We start from the raw sequence: 19973 nt of genomic DNA, 5'->3' as shown, positions 1-19973 counted from the left end.
CCACTCTCCGTGGATCAGCTCTCCCACGGGAATTGCCCCGTTTCGATATAACGGAAAATCAGCTCTTGGTTGCGCGGATCTGCAAACACTTCCCGGTTCGCTTCGAGCGCCAACGGCTTGGCGCGGTGCAGACCGTCCTGCAAGCTGTTCATCAAGCGCTTGTATCGCTCGATGCCGCGCTTGGGCACATAGCGCAGCCGCATGAGATGCTTGCGAAGCAAGGTCTCGCTCTCTGCATCGCAGGCATCGACAAGCCCCCACTCCACGGCTTGTCGGACGTTGACCGGCTGCGTCATCAGCGTCAGATAGTTCGCCTTCTGAAAACCGATCCGCCGGATCAAAAACGGCAGCACGCATGCCGGCAGAAGTCCGAAGAGCAATTCGGACAAGGAGAACTCCGCCGTTTCATCCGCCAGCACGATATCGCAGGCGGCGACAAACCCGACGCCGCCTGCGTTGACCTTGCCGCGAACGTGCGAGATGGTGATAAACGGGCCAGTCGCCAGATCGAGCCACAGGTCGTACAGCGGCTCCGGTGACGGGTCGAGGCTCTGCCCGCTCGCCTTTTTCTCATGCAGCTCTTGAAAATCGGCCCCGAAGCAGAACACGTCCGGCAACCCCTCCAGCACGAGGATCGAAGCCTGTTCCCGGCAGTGATCGATCACCTGGCGACACTCGTACACCAAGCGCTCGTTGATCGTGTTCTTCGCCTCGGGACGGTTGAACTGCAAAAAGCACACCGGGCCTTGCATCCGCACCCGGATCGTCTCGTAGGCGGCCGTGTTCATCAGCACCACCGGTATTCTCGATGGAATTCTGAGATCTCTTCCAGATACAGGCGCTGTCCGGCTTGCCCGGAAGCGAGGGCGCCCGGGATCAGGTTCAAGTCCAGCTTGACATTGCGGGTGCCGAATTTGACGGCGCTGCTGCTGTGGAGAATCTTTTCATATTCGTCCATCGACAGTCGGTAGCGGTTGTTCAGTTGCTCTTGAAGCTTGAAGCCGCGCAGGACTTCTTGACTGCGAGGGGTGACAACGCCGCTGTAAAATTCGGAGCAGCAGCCCGAGCCATAGGAGAAGATCCCGATGCGCTTGTTCCCTTCAAACTGTCCGTTGTCGATCGTGCTCGCCAAGGAGAGCAGAACGGTGGCCCCCATGATGTTGCCCACGCGCTGGCAGTAGGTCAGACCCGGCACCACGCGCTGTTGGAAATCGGCTTCGATCTCCGGGCCTTTGACCTTGGCGATCTTGCGCATCATCGTGCGGTGCGCGCCTTTGACCATGCCGCCAAACGGCGTGTGGAAGGACAGGTACTGGAACGTGTCGCGGTACTCGACATCGGCGACGCGGCGCTGGTATTCCAGGAACGCATTCTCGCAGCAATCCAGATACGAGAGCAGGGAGAGGTCCGCGTCGCCCGCTTCGCTGTCGGCCACTGGGCGGCAGGTGTCCATCACCTCGTAGCCGTAATATCCGTTGGCTCCGACATCGACTTGGAACACGTGCGGCTTGTCGCTGACCAGAAGCGCCACCGCGCCTGCGCCTCCGCTCGGTTCGGCGAACGACCAGTCTTCGCTGAGCGCATCTCCGCCTTCGACGGCCAGGAACCGGGAGATGTCCGTGGCGACGACGAGCGCTTTGGCTCCGGGCGAGACTTGGGAGAGGATGAAGTTGATCGCCATCTGGAAACCGGCTGTGCCCGAATAGCAGGCTTGCTTGATCTCGAACAGGCGGCAGGTACGGCTCAGTCCCAGATGATGATGCACGTAGGTGCTGAGCGACTTGCCGAAGTCGATCCCGGATTCCGTGCAGGTGATCAGCAGTTCGATGCGGTTTTTTTCTTCCTCGGACAGCGCATCGACCACCGACTTGGCCGCGTTGACGGCAAATGTCACCGGGTCTTCAAACGGCAAGGCGACCGCCTTTTGCTTCATCAGCAAATTTTCAAATCTGGGGATGTCCAGGTTTCGATGTCTGGCCAGATCCATGACATCGAGATACGCGGTCCCCCCGAACACATTCATCGCTTCGATACCGACGGCAGCCATAGTCGTCCTCCTCTTACTCGTTGTAAACAGATGGCGGTGTTAACGCCGCCAAATCCCATGCTCAGGCTCAGGGCTCTGTGCATGTCATGCGGCTCCGCTTCTCCACGCACCCAGTTGAACTCGATGTCCATCGGGTCCTCCAAGTTGCGGGTCGGATGCAGCTGAGACGCTCTCATCTGCAGCAGCGTGGCGACGATCTCCACAGCGCCGGCCGCCGTCAGCCCGTGGCCCGTGATCGACTTGGTGGCGTTGATGCGCGCCGCAAGCAGCCCGCATTCGCGCAGAGCCTGCAATTCGGTCTCATCGCCGATCCCCGATCCCGTTCCATGCGGGTTGATGTAGTCGATCTCCTCGGGTGACAGGCCCGCTCGTTCCAGCGCTTGTCGAATCACTCGAACCTCCCCCTCGCACGAGGGGTTCGGGTTGCGGTTGGCATCCATCGCCAGGCCCCAGCCGACCACGCTCGCGTAGGGTCGGACCTGCCGTTGGATCGCATGTTCGGCCCGTTCGATCACGATGACGCCGCATCCTTCCCCGTAAATGAACCCGTCGCGTCCCTTGTCAAACGGACGGCATGCCCGAGCTGGGTCGTCCGCATAGCGGTCGCTTCCCATCGCGCCGAGTGCTCGTAATCCCTGAAGCTCCATGTAGGACAGATCCATCAAGCCTCCCATCGCGAGGCAGACATCAACTTGTCCCGAACGAACCGCTTCAGCGGCCTGCAAGACCGCCAACTGTCCGCTGGCCGAAGCCCCGCCGATCGTGTAGCCGAACCCGCGTATGCCGAACTGTTCGGTACACAGGCCGCTCAGGTCGCTGTCCAGAAAAGAGAGTCCGTAGGTCGGACGCAGAAAGTCGAGCTGGTCCCCGTAGGATTCATGCGTTTGCAGCAGTTCGCGCTGCTGCAGGTTGGAGCCGCCTACCACAAGGCCGATGCGGGACGGGTCGACCGTGCTGAGCTGCGCTTCGTCCCACGCCTCTTGCAAGGTGGCCAGCGCCACTTGCCCGGAAAAAGAGAGCGTGCGCAACAGCCGTTTGGTAAAACGCTCCGGAAGAGACAAGGAAGGAACCTCCGCTCCGAGGAAGGAGGTTCCTTTTTGTCTGCCCGGGCGTTGCATCACGCCGAACGCATGGCGGCCTGCCAGCAGAGCGGAGGTAAAATCCGACTTGCCCTGCCCGATGGCCGAGGTGACGCCAAGGCCCGTGATGAGCAACTCAGGCGGTCTGGAGCTTGCCATAGAGGACCTCGACCAGTTCACCGATGTTTTTCGCCGTGGACAGCTCGACGCGCGGGATCTTCAGGTCCAGCTCTTCGATGGTCATCATGACGATCTCCGCGCGATCCACCGAATTCGCGCCAAGATTGGCCAGTTGGTCCGTCGGCTGGAAGGTGTGACCTTCCAGCTCCGGGAGCACTTCACGGGTATTGCGGACGACGACTTCAAAGATCTCTTGTTTGGTCATTTTACTTCCTCCTTGATTTTGAACTGCTGAAGCAATTGATCGGCTTGCTCGCTGTCGAGATTCCCTTCATACACCTGCAAGAGCAGATCGTCTACGGAGAGCTCCGTTGCCGGCTGTTCCGCGATCGGATGCTTGTGCAGCTGCTTGCTCAAGTAGGCGGCGAATTCGCGAAGGGTCGGGTAGTCGTAGACTTTGGTCGCCGGGATGTCGGTGCCATGTTGCTGGTTGATTACGCGAATCCATTCCACTCCGACGATGGAGTCCAGGCCCATGTCGACGAACTTCCTGTCGAGGTCGATGTCGCTTGGCTGCAGGAACAGCGCGTCTGCGAGACTGGTGCGCAGTTCTTCTTGCAACGCCTCTGCGGACGGGGCACTGGGGATCGGGCTCGCCGTTTTGATCTCTGGCTGGCTAGGTTCGCTCGGCTGCACCTTCAGGGATTTTGACAGATAGGTGGCCAATTCGCGGACGGTCGGGTAGTCATAGACTTTGGTCGCCGGGATGTCGGTGCCGTACTGCTGGTTGATCACGCGAATCCATTCCACTCCGACGATGGAATCCAGCCCCATGTCGACGAACTTTTTGTCGAGGTCGATGTCGGCCGCTTGCAGGAACAACGCGTCTGCGAGACTTGCGCGCAATTCTTCGTGCAGGGTGGCCGCCGAGACGGAAGGAGCCGCCTTGGGAGCTTCGATTTGCGGTGCAGGTGTTGGTGCAGGCGTCGGCGCTGGTGTCGGTGCTGGTACAGGTGCCGTTGCCGCTCTTGGTGCGTTTTTGCTCAACACGTTTGCGATGTAGCCGGCAAACTCGCGGATGGTCGGGTAGTCATAGACTTTGGTCGCCGGGATGTCCGTGCCGTACTGTTGATTGATCACGCGAACCCATTCCACACCGACGATGGAGTCCAGCCCCATGTCCACGAATGCCTTGTTCACGTCGACGTCGCTCGGCTGCAAGAACAGCGCTTCGGCCAGGGTCGCTTGCAGCTCTTTTTGCAAAGACTCCGCCGGGATGGATGCCGGAACAGACGGTGCAGGCACCGCCACTTTGATCTCCACAGGGGCCGGTGCCGTCGTCGCTTGACCTACAGGTGACAGTTGGATCGGTCGACGGGGTGCTGACCGTTCCGAGGACGGCTCGCGGACAGCCGACAGCGGCTGCAGCGCGATCCCGTTCGTTCGGACGGAACGGTTCGATCTGCCGGAACGGTTCGACGACGCTTTGGCCGGTCCGATCGGCTTGAGTTCGCCCTCCGGTGCGACTAGTGCGACTGGTGCTACCGGTGCTGCCGGTGCTACACGGATCGCCGGGAGCCAGATGCGTTGTTTGGCGAACGGGTACGACGGGAGACTGATCAGGCGGGGCTGGTGTGCACCGTGCAGCTTTTTCCAATCTAAGGTCAATCCCTTGACCCACAAGGAAAGGAGTTTGCCGAACTTGCGCTTTGCAATCCACGCTTCAATCGTCAGCGCCATGTCTTCATCGGCGGCAAACAGCATCAGATCCTCATTGTTGCGTCTGAATTGCCCGCGATACAGGTCTTCTACGCCCGTCTCGCCAGCTGCATAGCGCTTCAGCTTGTCAGTCATCTCTTGCAGAGAGCCAACGACCAGCGCCAGCCGCTCTTCCATCGGCTCGCGTCCCACCTGCAGCATGTAGGCCGCATCGGACAGATTGGCCTCCGTGATTCGTCCGTCCTCGACGGCTGCCAGCAGCTGCAGAGCCTGTTGGCGAAGCTGCTCTTCCTGGCGAGCCGACAGCACGATCACAGCCGGGTTCTGCGGCGTGACCCGCGCCTGCGTCCCAGACGCTTGCTCAGGTCTGTACTCTTCGATGAGGATGTGCGCATTGGCACCCCCTGCACCAAACGAGGACAGACCTGCGATGCGCGGACCTTCCTGTTCTTTGCCGTCGATCTCTACCACCGGACGCTTCCAGTCGGTCAGCTCCTGCTGCACCACAAACGGCGTTTTCCCAAACTGAATGTTCGGGTTCAACTCTTGCGCATGCAGGCTCGGCGCAAGTTGGCCATGCTTCATCTGCATGACGATCTTCGCAAGTCCCGCGATGCCGGCTGCCGCTTCCAGATGTCCGATGTTCGACTTCACCGAGCCGATCGCGCAGAATCCGGTGTCCTTCGTATGGCGTCGGAAAGCTTGTGTCAGCCCGGTGATCTCGATCGGATCGCCGAGCTCTGTGCCCGTGCCGTGCGCTTCGATGTAGCTGACTTGGCGCGCGTTGAGTCCGGCCCGCTCCAAGGTCTCGAAGATCAGGTCGCCTTGCGCAGTCGGGTTGGGCACGGTGTACCCGTTGGTCTTGCCGCCGTGGTTCACGCGGGAGGCTCGGATCAGCGCATGAATCTGGTCGCCGTCCGCGAGCGCTTGCGACAACGGCTTGAGCAATACTGCGCCCACACCTTCGCCCGGCACGAATCCGTTGCCATTCAGCCCGAAGCTCTTGCACTGCCCGTCCGTCGAGAGCATGCGCTGCGCACTGAGGAACACGTAGGTGGAAGGATGCAGGTACAGGTTCACCCCGCCCGCGATCGCCATCTCGCAGTCCCCGCGATACAAGTGCTCGCAAGCCTCATGAATCGCGCTCAGCGAAGAGGAGCACATCGTATCCACCGGCATGCTCGGCCCGTTGAGGTTGAGGAAATACGACACGCGATTCGCAACGGAAGCAAAAGACGTGCGCGGGAAGATCTTCTCCCCTTGCTTCCACAGATCCGGCCCATACAGCTCAAAGCCGGTTTTGGTCACGCCGACAAACACCCCGACGCGGCCTTCGTGCTGGTCCGCGATGCGCTCCTTGGTATATCCGGCATCCTCCAGCGCCTTCCAGCTCTCTTCCAAGAAGAGGCGCTCCTGCGGGTCGATGTTGATCGTCCCTCGGGGCGACAGGTTGAAGAACTGCGGATCGAAGTCTGCGAATCCGTCTACAAAACCGCCCCATTTGCTGTAGCTTTTGCCTTGTCTCATCGCTTCGTCTTGATTCGGATGGTAAAAATCATCCAGCGACCAGCGTTCGCTCGGAACCTCGGAGACGCAGTCTCGGCCCGCTTTTAGATTCTCCCAATAGTGCTGTAGCGAAGGCGACTTGGGATAGCGGCCGGAGATCCCGATGATCGCAATCGGTTCGCGCTCGTTCGGTTTCGTCGGCAATGGCGCTACAGGCGCGATCCGTTCGACCGGTCTTGCCGGCGGCTGTGCAACAGATGCATCCGCTGCGACGGGTGCTTCATACCCCGTCCACCGCTGACAGGCCGTCCGTTCTTCCTCGACAAAATAGTCGGCCAGCGCGCCCAGCGTGCGGTATTCAAAGAAGAGCGTCTTGGACAGATCGCCAAAGATCACGGCGAGCTTCTGGTTGAGCTTGGAGATCATCAGCGAATCGATCCCGTAGCTCTCCAGTGGCTCTTCGGCATCCAGCTGGTTCGCGCGGATGTCGGTGGTTTCGCTGAAGAGAACTTTTAGCGCATGCAAGGTCTTGGCGCGCAGTGCGGCGTCTTGCTCCTTGGCAGGCGTGACGACCTCTGCGGCTTCGGCTTTGGCTGCGCGTGCCTCGATGCGTTCTGCCACTTGACGAAGCGTGGTCTCATAGAGCGAAGCCGGCGTGAGTTCCAGCCCGTATTGACGGTTGATCTTCTGCGCCAGTTCGCTGAGCAGGTACGGATCGAAGCCGTATTCCGTCAGTTGAGCATCCGGATCGATCTCGTTCCCCTTCACGTTGAGCAACTCGGAAACCATGTGCAGCAGGGCTGCTTCCAGCGGCGGCAGGACCGCCGTCGAGGAAGCGGACGTTGCGTGAACCGGTTCTGAGTGCAAGGTCTGCTTGATTTGTGCACGTTTGCCTTCCAACACCATCACCTGATCTTTGCCGGTTGCCAGACCGCGATACAGGGCCTGCAACCCGGTTTGAGTTCGCAGAGGGATCATCCCCATGCGTTGCAGCAGCAGCTTTTCCGTCTCTTCGTCAACGCGCATTCCGCCCTCTTGCCAGAGCGGCCAGTTGATGGACAAGATGCGTCCGCCGCGAGAGTTCGCAAAGGCATCCAGGAATGCGTTCGCCGTCGCGTAGTCGGCCTGTCCGAGATTGCCGAAGACGGCTGCGACGGAGGAGAAGAGCACGAAGAAGTCGAGGTTCAGGCCTTTGCTGGCCGCATCCAGATGCACCAGACCTGCAACCTTGGGAGCCAGCACCTCGGCCAACTCCTCTTGTGTTTTCTTGAAAATGAACTGATCCCGGTTGACGCCCGCACCATGCAAGATGCCGTGCAGGGTGCCGTATTTTTCACAGATGCCTTCGATCAGGCGTGTCACCTCAGGAGCAGAGCTCACGTCGACTTGTCGATATTCCACGCATGCGCCCATGCCCCGCAGTTTCCGCAGACGGGCCTGACCAGCGTCCGACAGCGGGGATCGGCCCGCGAGAATCAGGGTCGGGTTGGCGGCCTGCCGTGCGATCTCCTCGGCGACGATCATCCCGATCCCGCCGGCGCCGCCCGTAAGCAGGTAGATGCCTCCTGAACGCCACGGAACCGGGGCGCGCTCTTGGTCGATCTCCACTTCGCGCCACCCGGCAACAAGACGCTTGCCGTTTTGATAGCGGACATGGTCGTCTTGCAGGGCGTGCAGGTTCTCTTGCAGTCTCGCTTCAAGCCCTGCGCCCGACTCCACTTCGATCACTTGCCCGATGAAGTTCGGGTTCTCCAACTGCGCCGTTCGCAACAGGCCGGACAGCGCGGTGAACAGCTGCGAATCCGCCTGTGACGGCACGGCGATCTGCATCAGCACCTTGCCCTTCGGCTTGTTCTGCAGAAGGGTCTGAATCTCCGTGAACACCTGTGCCACATACGCTTGGAAGCGTTCTGCAAGCGCAGCGGAGCCGGCTTGCAGGATGCGATACTGCAACGAATCGAGCTTCGCCTCGACCTCGCAGAGCAGCACAAGATGCTGCGCGAGAGACGGTGGTGAAGATTGCGGGACCACCGCCTGCTCGGTCCAGATCGGTTCAAACAGCAGCGCTTCATAGGCATCCTGCGCTTGCGAAATCCAGTGGCGCTCCTTCGCGAACGGATAGGTCGGCAGGCTGAGACGGCGCGGTCGGTTCTCGCCGTAGAGTCGGTTCCAGTCAGAAAACTGGCCCTTCACCCAGAGTTCGGCGATCTGCTCCGCCCCTCGCGATTCCGGATGAGCGGCCGCTTCGGCCGAGCTCGCCTTGCCGCGCTTGACCTGTCCTCGCCAGACACCGTTCAGCCCGGTCTGCCCTTGCAAGAACGCCTGCAATCTGCGCTCCATCTCTTCAACCGACGTGACGACCAGCGCCAGGCGCTCTTCCATCGCATCGCGCCCAACTTGCAGCGTGTAGGCGATGGATGCGAGGTCTTCGTCGGCAAACTCCTGCGCGACGAGGGCGTTGCACAGTTGCCGCACCTGCTCCTGCAGGCGCTGTTCATTCTTGGCTGACAGCGCGATGACGACCGGGTTCTCGGTGGAGGTCTCCGTTTTCGATCTCGGCTGCTCCTTCGGCAGATACTCCTCGATCACGACATGCGCGTTGACGCCGCCGAACCCGAAGGAACTGACGCCCGCACGGCGCGGCAGGTCTTGGCCGGCTGCGTCTTGCAGAGCCTCCCATCGCTTCGCCTCCCGCACGAGATAGAACGGGCTGCCCTCCAGTTGGATGTAGGGATTGACCGTTTCGCAATGCAGCGTAGGTGCCAGCGTCCGGTGACGGAGCTGCAGCAGCACTTTGATCACGCCTGCGATGCCGGCCGCGAGTTCAAGGTGGCCGATGTTCGTTTTCACCGAACCCAGCCCGCAGTGAACGCTCTCGACCTCTTGCGTCCCTGTTCTTCTGTACAACTCTTGGAACGCGCTCTTCAATCCGTTGATCTCAATCGGGTCGCCCAATTCGGTGCCCGTTCCGTGCGCCTCGATGTAGGTGACGGTCCGCGGGTCGATGCCGGCTTTGTCGTACGCGTTGATCAGCAGGTCCGCTTGGGCCTTCGGGTTGGGAGCCGTCAGCGAGTTCGCGCGTCCCCCGTGGTTGACCGCCGTCGAGCGAATCAAGCCGTAGATATGATCTCCGTCGCGCTCGGCAACCGACAGCTTTTTCAAAACGAGCATGCCGACCCCTTCGCCGCGCACATAGCCGTTCGCCGCGTCCGAGAACGTCTTGCAGCGTCCGTCTTCAGATAGCATGCCGGCCTTGTTGAAGCTGATGTGCGCCTCCGGGGTTACGATCGTGTTCACACCGCCGACGACCGCCATGTCGCAGTCGCCGTTCTGCATCGCGCTGACGGCGCGGTGGATGGCGACCAGCGAACTTGAACAAGCAGTCTCCACCGGCTCGCTCGGGCCGTGAAGGTTCAGGGCATAGCTCATGCGGTTCGGTCCGACCGACGGCACGACGCCCGTGGACGAGTACCCTTCAATCGGGAAGTTCGCCTGCGTGATCAGTCCGCTGTACCCGCTGCTTCCCGTTCCGACGAAAATCCCCGTCTTGCTGCCCGACAGGCTCTGTGCCGAATAGCCCGCATCCTCGATCGCCTTCCAGACATAGGTCATCAAAAGGCGCTGCTGAGGGTCCATCAGCTTGGCTTCAAGCGGCGAGATGCCGAAGAAGAGCGAATCGAACTTGTCGGTCTCGTCGAGGAAGCCGCCCCACTTGATGTTCGTTTTGTTGGCTTCCGTCTTCGGGTCGCCAAAATAGGCTCTCCAATCCCAGCGTTCCGGAGGAATCTCGGAGATGCAGTCGATGCCTTCCACGAGGTTGTGCCAGAACTCCTGCATGTCGCGGGATTGCGGGAAGGCCCCGCTCATCCCCACGATGGCGATCGGCTCGGTCACCGCCGATTGTGCCTGTTGCACCACAGCGGTACGCGGGCGGCGCTTTTGTCTCGTCGCCCGGGTCGGAGTCGCTTCTTGCAGCAGGGGCGCTGCGACTTCCGCCCGTGCCGTTTCCGCTTGCACGGGGGCAGCCGGGGAGGAAGGAGCCGTCAAGCGCGAGGCGAACACATCTCGGAATTCGTCGGCCAAATAACCGGCAAACTCATGCAGCGTCGGATGCTCGAAGAAGATCGTCGGCATCAGGTCCAGCTTGTACGCCTCGTTTAGATCGTTGGCAAACTCGGTCAGCGTGATCGAATCAAAACCGTACTCGCTCAGCTCTGCATCCGCATCCAGCTCTTCTGCATCGACCTTGAGCAGACGGGAAACCGTCTGAGTCAGCAGGCCCAGCACGCGCTCTCGCAGGTTCATGCTGTCCGCCTTGTCATCGACAGCAACAGCGACAGAGGACGGCGAGACGGAGACAGATGCCGGCAGCAGTTTCTTCTTGATGCGCTCCGCTTTTCCTTCGATCACCAGCACTTGGTCCTGACCCGATGCCAAGCCTTCATAGAAGGCGCGAAGTCCGCTCTTGGTGCGCAGCGGGATCATGCCGAGGCTCTGCATCATCATCTTCTCGGTTTCCGGATCGACATGCATGCCGCCCTCTTTCCAGAGCGGCCAGTTGATCGACAGCGTCCGGCCAAGGCGATCCCCGGCGGCCACCCGTCTGTTGCGATGCGCCGCGTACTGATCCATGAACGCATTAGCCGCCGCATAGTCGGCCTGCCCCGGATTGCCAAGGCCGCCGGACAGCGAAGAGAACAAGACAAAGAAGTCCAAGGCCATGTCTTGGCTGGCGACATCAAGGTTCACAAGCCCGCGCACCTTCGGTGCCAGCACTTGCGTCAGTTCCGCCGCTGTTTTCTTGATGATGAAGCTGTCTCGGATCACCCCGGCGCTGTGCAGGATGCCGTTCAGGGTACCATGATCCGCCCGCAGCTCTGCAAACAGCTTCTCGACTGCCGCTCGATCGGTCACATCCACCTGCTTGTACACCACGCGCGCCCCCAGAGACTCCAGTTCGGACAGCGCCTCTCGTTGAGGATCGCCCAGCACGGATCGACCTGTGAGCACCAGCGTTGCACCCGGCGCCTGTGTGGCGATCTCCTTGGCAAACACCAGTCCAAGACCGCCCGCACCGCCGGTGAGGAGATAGATGCCGCCCTCTTTCCACGGTGTCAAAAGGGCATCTGCATCTGCGGATGCGCGAACTTCGCGCCAGCCCGCCACTTGTCGCGAGCTTCCCAGATATCGAATGCGGTCTTCCTTCCCGCTGTTGCGATCTGCCAGCAGCTTCTCCTCAACCGCTTCGAGCTCATCGACTTCGATCAGCTGCCCGATCAAGTTCGGATTTTCCATCTGGGCGGTTTTCAGCAGACCTGACAGCCCGGCGAGCAGAAGTTGTTCCGCATGGGCCGGCACGACGATCTGCACCAGCACCTTGCCCTTGGGCTTGCCTTGCAAGATGCGCTGAATCTCCTCCAACGCCTGCATCGCATACGCTTCAAAACGCACCTCGATGTCTCTCTCATCCGCTTGCAACGTCAGGCAGCGCGCCCCTTGCACGTCAGCTTCGAACTCGCAGGACAGCACGAGATGATCCGCATAGGCCGTCGCCTCTTGCTGTTCGTGCGCCTGTTCCGTCCAATGCGGTGCCAGCATGAGCGTTTCGAACGCCTCCGAGTCGGCCTGATTTTCCAGCACGCGAGAGGAAAAGCCCTTCATGTGCGCACACACGTTGCCTTGCTCGTCACAAAGGCGAATGTCGAGCTTCTGCACGCTATCCCCCGGCTTGCACCCCTCGCAGTAGCGAACCTGCGCCCACATCGAAGACGTGCAAGGAGCATAGATGTCAAGCTCCTGCAACGCAAACGGAAGCGCCGGCTTCAGCGGTGCCACGCCGAGCTGGAACCCGATCGCCGCCTGCAAGGCCGCGTCCATCAGGCTCGGGTGCAGGACGTATTGCGAATCGGTTCCCGTCACGCTCGACGGCAGTGTCAAACGAGCCAGAATCTGCCCGTCGCCGACCTGCAACAGATCGAGCGCACGCTGCGCCGGACCATACTCCAAGCCCATCGCGGCAAAGCTCTCATAGCACTCCGACGCGCTGATCTCACGCGTGCTGTAAGCTGCCTTCAACTCCTCAACAGGCAACTGCTCCACCTGTTTCTTGCCCATCACGACAGCACGCCCTTGGCTGTGTATGTTCGCGTCAACGCCGCTGAAGATCTCGTAGGAGATCGTGCCATCTTCCTCTTCGCACAGTCCGATGTGTACCTCGACAGGCCGCTCGCCAACTGTGACAGGGTGCGTCCAGACCACATTTTTCAGACGAAGGAATTGCGTGTCCTCGTCGGGAGCTCCGGCCGCCAGTTCGACGGCGGCGCGCGCCATCTCCAGATAGGCGACGCCCGGCAGAACGCGCTGTCCCTTCACCACATGATCGGCGAGGAAAAACTCCTGCCCCGTCAAGCTCGTGCTGTATCTCTGTTCGGAAAAATCGGACGTGTTCCGATGCAAAAGCGGATGAAGCGCGTCCGTCGTCAAGCCTGCTCGAACGACGGGCGGACGCTCAAGCTGCGGTGCCCAGCAACGCTGTTTGGCAAACGGATAGGTCGGCAGGCTGATGCGGCGCGGCAATTCCTCGCCCCACAGCTTGCTCCAATCGAGCGCCAGGCCCTTGACCCACAGGTCGGCCAGCTTGGACAGCTTGCGGCGCTGAATCCATTTTTCAATCGCTTCCTGCAGCTCTTCATCTGCGGCGAAGAGCGAGAAGGTGTCTCGGTTGCCTTTGACCTGCCCTCGGAACAGTTTACTGATCTCTTCCTGTCCGCTGATAAACGCCTCCAGCTTGCGAACCAGCTGCTGCACCGAACCTGCAACTACGGCGAGACGCTCTTCCATCGCTTCTCGTCCCACCTGCAAGGTATAGGCCATGTCCGCGAGATCTTCGTCGGCGAATCGTCCCTCCTGCAGTGCGGCGAGCAGGTTCTCCGCCTGTTGACGCAGGCGCTGTTCATTTTTGGCCGACAGCACGAGCAGCACCGGATTCTGCGGCGACACCTCGACAGGCGTGCGCAGCGGCTCTGCCGGAACGTACTCCTCGATGATCACATGCGCGTTGGAACCGCCCGCCCCGAACGACGAGATGCCGGCGATGCGCGGCACTTCGCGAACCTGACCGCCGATCTCCACCAGCGGACGCTTCCACTCCGCCAGCTCCTGCTGCACGACGAACGGGGTCGCGTCAAAGTCGATGTTCGGGTTGAGCACCTTGGCATGCAGCGAAGGCGCGAGTTGGCGATGCTTCATCTGCAGCAACACCTTCGTAACGCCGGCGATGCCCGCTGCGCTCTCGCAGTGACCGATGTTCGACTTGGCCGAGCCGATGGCACAGGATTGCAGTTTGGCGTTTGCCGTGGCCTGGAAGGCCTTGGTCAAGCCTGCGATCTCGATCGGATCGCCAAGCGAGGTGCCGGTACCGTGCGCTTCGATGTAGGAGACCATGCTCGGGTCAAGTCCCGCCTGCCGCAGCGCCTGCTCGATCACATTCGCCTGCGCATTCGGGTTCGGGACGGTATACCCGTTGGTTTTGCCCCCGTGGTTGATCGCCGTCGCCTTGATCACGCCGTAGATCTGATCGCCGTCTTCAATCGCTTTGGACAAAGGCTTGAGCAGCACCGCGCCAACGCCTTCGCCCGGCACGTACCCGTCGCCCCCTTCGCCAAAACTCTCGCATCGCCCTTTGCTCGACGCGAACTTGCCTTGGCCGAGCAAAATGTACTTATTCGGGTGAATCGAGACGTTGACACCGCCGGCGATCGCCAGCTCGCAACCGCCTTGTTGCAAGCTCTGGCAGGCCAGATGAATCGCCGTCAGCGAAGACGAACACATCGTATCGACGGCAAGGCTCGGCCCGTGCAGGTTGAAGAAGTACGACACCCTGTTGGCGATCGAAGCCGGACTTCCCGCCAGCGCGATCGGGCGGCCAAGCAGCGTCTCCTGTGCGCCATACAGCTGATACTCTTCGTACATCACGCCGACATAGACCCCAACGTTGCCGTCAAGCCCCCGTCCGCGCTGCTTGGCGAGCGTCTCGCGGGTATAACCGGCGTCTTCCATCGCTTCATAGACGGTCTGCATGAACAATCGCTCCTGCGGGTCCATGAGCTCCGCCTCGCGCGGGGAGATGTTGAAGAACAGCGGATCGAATTGATCCACGCCGTCAATAAATCCGCCCCATTTGCTGTTCGTCTTGCCCGCCTTGTTTTTGTCCGGGTCAAAATAGAGGCTATGATCCCAGCGTTCTTGAGGAATCTCCGTGATCGAATCCTCGCCGTCCCGCAGATTGCCCCAGAATTCCTGAAGGTTGCGCGCCCCCGGATAGCGGCCGGAGACGCCGATGATCGCGACGTCCAGCCTGCCGTTCGCTCCCTCTTCTTGTGCATGCGCCATCGAAGCGAACCGCTGGCGTCGACGGCTGACGAGCGCCGTCCGTTCCGGCGTCTCCTTGACCGCAGGCTTGCGGGCCGGCGCGGCGTCTTGTGCCGGTTCCTCGTCCCCTGTCAGCCGCACCAGTTGCGCTCGATGCGAGTCGAGGAAGTACCCAGCCAGGTCTCGGAGGTTCTGGTACTCAAAAAAGAGCGTCTTGGGCAGAGAGCCAAATGTTTTTTCCAACTGGTTGGTCAGCTTCATCACCAGCATGGAATCAATCCCGTACTGTTCGAGCGGCGCATCCGCATCAAGGCGGCTCACCGGCCATTTCAAAACGGTGGACACCTGCTCTTTGAGATACGCGATCGCTCTCTCCTGCAAGGGGTCCGCGCTCGCAGCAGCTACCTCTTCCCGGCTCGTTTCCACGAGCTTCTCCGGCACAGCGGCCTGCTCGTCTTCCGCAACCGCTCCAGCTTCCAGCACGCGGGAGGTATACCCTTTGAGACGGATGCGAACGCTTCCTTCCTTGTCGCAGAGGTCGACATCGAGCTTTTGCACCTTTTCTTCCGGCCGGCTGCCCGCGCTGTATCGAACGAGCGCCCACATCTCGGCTTCACACGGCCCGAAGACATCTAGCTCCTGCAGCGCAAACGGCAGTGCCGGCTTGAAGATCTCTTGCCCGATCAGGAACCCGACGGCCGATTGCAAGGCCGCATCTGCAAGGCTCGGATGCAGAAGGTAGTCGGCCAGAGAGTCGGTGACGACGGACGGCAGCCTCAATCCGGCCAGCACGCGCCCTTCGCCCACCTGCACCTGCTCGATGCCTTGATAGGCCGGCCCGTACTCCATGCCCATCGCACGGAAAAATTCATAGCAGTCCGCTGCCCCGTACTGTCCCTGCACGAAGGATGCTTGCAGTTCCTTCAGGTTCCACTTCGGCGCTTCTTCCGCCGGCGCATTCCGCACGGCGCGTCCTTGGCTGTGCACGATCTCCTCCCCGTCTTGCAGGGTGTAGACCTCATATCCAACTTCTCCGCCCGCCTCCGGGAAGAGGGCGATGTGCACCTCGACAGGTTCTTCGCCGACGAGGATCGGCCGCGCCCAGACCACATTGCGCAGGCGAATATCCTTCAGGCCAGCCGCCTGCTCGACCGCCTTGCGGGCCATCTCCAGATAGGCCACGCCGGGCAGCACCTTCTGCCCCTTGACCACATGATCGGCCAAGAAGAACTCCGCTCCCGTGAACGTCGAGGAAAAGCGCTGTTCCGCAAAATCAGACGTGTTCCGATGAACCAGCGGATGCAACTGCGACGCCGTCGGAAGAGCGCTGACCTCCGCCTTCTGTGCAACCCAGTATTCTTCCCGCGCGAACGGATAGGTCGGCAGGTTCGTGCGCGTAGGTCTTTCTGCGCCGAACAGCGCGTCTCCCGCGATCTCGCCGCCTTGGCAATACAGACCGGCAAGTGTACGAAGGTGCTCCTGATAGGCCGCAGGGTTCGTCGCCAATTCGCGGCTCTTCCCTGCCAGCTCCAACGCCTGCTCCTGCAGGGCCGGCTCTCCGGCCTTCTCGCGCGCCACCTTGCCGCGGAACACGTTGGCATCTTGCACACCTTCCCGCGCCTGTTTCAGAACGCGCAGCATCTCCTGCGCATCCTGCACCACGACCGCCAGACGATGGGCAAAATGCTGACGCCCCTCCAGCAACGTGTAGCTGATCTGCGCGAGACTGCCTGCCGCGCCCGAATCGGTCTCCAGCTTCGCGATCATGTCTTGCAGTTTCTCTTGCAGCGCCTCGTCCGTTTTCGCCGAAAATGCGAGCAGGTAATGCGAGTCCTGGGGACCGGTATTCCCACCCTTTTCAAAACTGCGGACGACCATGTGCGCGTTGGTGCCGCTCATGCCGAACGAACTCAACGCTCCCACACGGCCTGCGCCCGCCCGCTTCGTCCACGGCTTGCTCGTCTTATTCACATAAAAGGCACTGTTCTCCCAACGGATGTACTCGTTCTCCGTCTCGCAATGCAGGCTGGCCGGGATGGTCTCATGCCGCATCGCCTGAACCAAGCTGATCAGGTTGACCAAACCTGACGCCGCAAACGTGTGGCCCAGATTGGTCTTGGTCGAAGTCAGCGCACAATACCCGCGCTTTTGCGTGCGGCGCTTGAAGACGTCCTGCAGCGCATGAACCTCGACCGGGTCCCCGAGCTTCGTCCCGGTGCCATGCGTCACGATGTAGTCGATCTCTTCCGGGTCTACCTCGTGCTGCTCGTACACATCCTGTACGAGATTCGCCTGTGCGACGGTGCTTGGCGCCGTGATGCCGTTCGTCTTGCCGTCATAGTTCACGCCGCTGCCTTGGATGACCGCGTAGACCGGGTCGCCGTCCGCCAGTGCTTGCGAGAGCCGCTTGAGCACGACCACCGCCACGGCTTCCCCCGGCACCAAACCGTTCGCCCCGTTGTCAAACGCCTTGCATTTGCCATCTTCCGACAGCATGCCGGCCTCCGTCATGCCTAGGTAAGCGGCCGGCGTCAGCAGCAAGTTCACGCCGGCGACCACCGCCGCGTCACACTCCCCATTTCGCAGGCTCAAGCAGGCCTGATGGGCTACCACCAACCCGGAGGAGCAGGCGGTATTGATCGCCATCACCGGGCCGCTAAAGTTCAGGAAATACGGCAGGCGCGCCGCAAGAATCGCGTTATGGTTCGACGTGATGCTGGTATCCTCGCCTTGAGACAGCATCTGATAGTCGCCTTCTTCCACGCCGACGAACATGCCGATCTTGCTCTCGTTCAGATGTCGCTTGCCCAATCCCGCATCTTCCAGCGCCCGCCACGCCTCTTGCAGGAGCAGGCGCTGTTTCGGGTCCATCGCTTCGGCTTCCAGCGGCGAGATCTCAAAGAACAGCGGATCGAACTCCCGCACGCCCGGGATCGCACCCAGCCATTTGCTGCGGCTGCGGTCGCCATAATACTCCCGCCAGTCATAGCGGTCTTCCGGAATCTCGGTGACCGCATCCCGTCCTTCGGCGAGGATGTCCCACAGTTCGTCGATGTCGCGCGCCTGCGGGAAGCGCCCGCTCATCCCGATGATCGCAATCGGCTCCGGCCCCGCTCCCGAGGTCTCGGTCGCCGCCGTTTCCGCAATAGTGTCCTCAAGAGACGCTTCCGGCTGTTTCTCCACACGCTCAGGCTGCACTCGCTCCGTCGCGTAGAAGGCGCGCACGACTTCTCCATGCTCGCTCTCCAGATGCGAGACCAGCGCCTGAATCGTCGAATGCCCGAAAAACACCGCCGGGGAGATCTCCACGCCAAAATGCTTCGTCATCGCAGCGGCCAGCTCGGCCAAGCTGACCGACTCAAATCCAAAATCGGCCAGGTTCGTCCCCACGTCCAACTTGTCCCGCGAGACCTTTAGAATTCCGCCGATCAGTTCTTGCAAATCCCACGTCAAGCATTGTGCCACCGTGAATCCCTTCATCTCCGGACGTCTTCCGGAACCGGAAGAGAGGACCGCTTGCGAGGTCGGAGCCTTCGAAGGCTCCGGCTGCGACAGGCCGAGGAAGTGCTCGACTCGACGGCGCTCTCCGGCCATGACCAGATGCTGCGTCCGCTCCTGCGAGAGAAGGAGGTCGAACATCGCCAGCCCTTCTTCCACTTCCAAGAAGCGCTGACCGCTCGTTTTCAGGTAGATCTTGGCGCTCTCCTCATCTTCCAGCCCCATGCCTCCGTCTCTCCAGAGCGGCCAGTTGATCACCAGCGTCTTACCGGGACGCCCCTGTTCGTTTCGCATGGCTGCATAGGCCATCTGGAACCGGTTCGCCAGCGCATAGTCACCCGAACCAAAGTCGCCGAGGACCGCCGAAGACGACGAGAAATAGCAGACGAACTCCAACGCCTCTTCGTCTGCGAGCAGCTCATCAAGCACTTGGGTGCCCCTGATTTTCGGGTCGAGGATGCGCTTGAAACTCTCCGCATCTTTCTCAAGGATGCTCCGGTCGCTCGTGACACCCGCCGCATGCACAACGCCATGAATCGCGCCAAACTGCTCACGCGCTTGAGCAAGCCCTTCCCGCATCGCATCCGCCTCGCAGACATCCGCTTTCACATACAGGACTTGGCTGCCCAGCTGTTCCAGAGCACGGATCTTGGCCAGCTTCTCATCGTCAAGCGCAGAGCGGCCAGTCAGGATCAGCTTGACCGGACCTTTTTTCGCAAAATATTCCGAAAATAAATACCCAAGCCCGCCGCATCCTCCGGTGATCAGATAAGTGCCCCCTGCTCTCACCTTCAAGTCGCCCGCTTGCAAGTCGGTCGGCTGCACGGAGCAGACATAGCGCTTGCCGGATCGGTAGAGAACGCTGGAGAGCGACGGCGCTTGCAGTTCCGTCAAAATCTTCGGCAGGCACGCAGCGAGCGAGACCTCTCCCTCTTGAATGAACATGGCCGCCTGCGTCTGTGGCAGCACGAGCCGTAGCGAGCGGGTCAGCGCGATCCACGACTCCAGATGACAGCGCTCCAATTCGTTGGCATAAGAACCGAGGAGCAGCAGTCGCTTGGCCTGCACGTTCGACTTCGCCAGATCTTGGACAAGAGGAACGAGCGCAGCCGGGTCCTGACGGCAGCTCGCATCCTCCAGCGGACAGAGGTACAGCACGGCGTCCACCTCTTGCCAGTCCCGCCGCCCGTCGCCGAGCACGTCCTGAAGGCTCTCCCCGCTGGTGACGAACGCAACCTGTACGCGATCATCGACAGCCTGCACCGCTTCCACGACCGCTTGCTGATGCTCCGGCTCTGTCAGGAAGCAGATCAGCTTGCTCGCACGAAGCGGCGTTCCCTCGGCCGCCTTTTCCTCCTTCCAGACTTCTTCATAGGTCAACAATTCAGAAGCCGGCTCAGAAACGGACTCGTTTCTGCTTGCCGCCTGTGCATTTCGAATCATATCTATCGCTTCGGATTTGGACAAACGATTGTGTTTCACTTCAGACAATAGTTGCTGCAGGAAATCTTTCATATGTGCCTCCTCGCGGTTCGGCGTTTCTTTTCGAATTTCTCTCATATAAATAGAAAAAAGGGAGGATCGCTCCTCCCTTTTTTTAGGTTCTGCTATGAAAATATGTCATGCGGACATAC

At 60.7% G+C, this 19973-nt stretch carries 5 protein-coding genes; all 5 read right to left on the bottom strand.

Annotation, left to right across the window (positions count from 1 at the left end; translation table 11 throughout):
• Positions 1-14: 14 nt before the first annotated feature.
• From BLO51_RS09120 to BLO51_RS09100, 5 genes are read right to left on the bottom strand one after another with little or no spacing between them, the layout of a single operon-like run.
• On the bottom strand, positions 15-788 hold the full coding sequence (locus BLO51_RS09120) for an enoyl-CoA hydratase/isomerase (RefSeq protein WP_090670104.1): 774 nt from the start codon (positions 786-788) through the stop codon (positions 15-17).
• Positions 788-2047, bottom strand: coding sequence for a hydroxymethylglutaryl-CoA synthase family protein (locus BLO51_RS09115; protein ID WP_090670101.1), 1260 nt, complete (start codon positions 2045-2047; stop codon positions 788-790). The genes BLO51_RS09120 and BLO51_RS09115 overlap by 1 nt, the downstream gene beginning before the upstream one ends.
• Positions 2020-3285 (bottom strand): beta-ketoacyl synthase N-terminal-like domain-containing protein, encoded by a 1266-nt coding sequence (locus tag BLO51_RS09110; protein ID WP_090670098.1) that lies wholly within the window; start codon positions 3283-3285, stop codon positions 2020-2022. Before BLO51_RS09110 ends, BLO51_RS09115 begins: the two co-directional genes overlap by 28 nt.
• Entirely contained in the window at positions 3263-3511 is a 249-nt protein-coding gene (locus BLO51_RS09105) for an acyl carrier protein (RefSeq protein WP_025683541.1), read from the bottom strand. Before BLO51_RS09105 ends, BLO51_RS09110 begins: the two co-directional genes overlap by 23 nt.
• Complete coding sequence (locus BLO51_RS09100) at positions 3508-19899, bottom strand: SDR family NAD(P)-dependent oxidoreductase (protein ID WP_090670095.1); 16392 nt, start codon at positions 19897-19899, stop codon at positions 3508-3510. Before BLO51_RS09100 ends, BLO51_RS09105 begins: the two co-directional genes overlap by 4 nt.
• Positions 19900-19973: the final 74 nt, after the last annotated feature.

This window comes from Paenibacillus tianmuensis, assembly GCF_900100345.1.
Taxonomy (GTDB): Bacteria; Bacillota; Bacilli; order Paenibacillales; family NBRC-103111; genus Paenibacillus_G; species Paenibacillus_G tianmuensis.
Note: the sequence above shows the minus strand (reverse complement) of the source record. Positions and strands in the feature narration are given on the sequence as shown.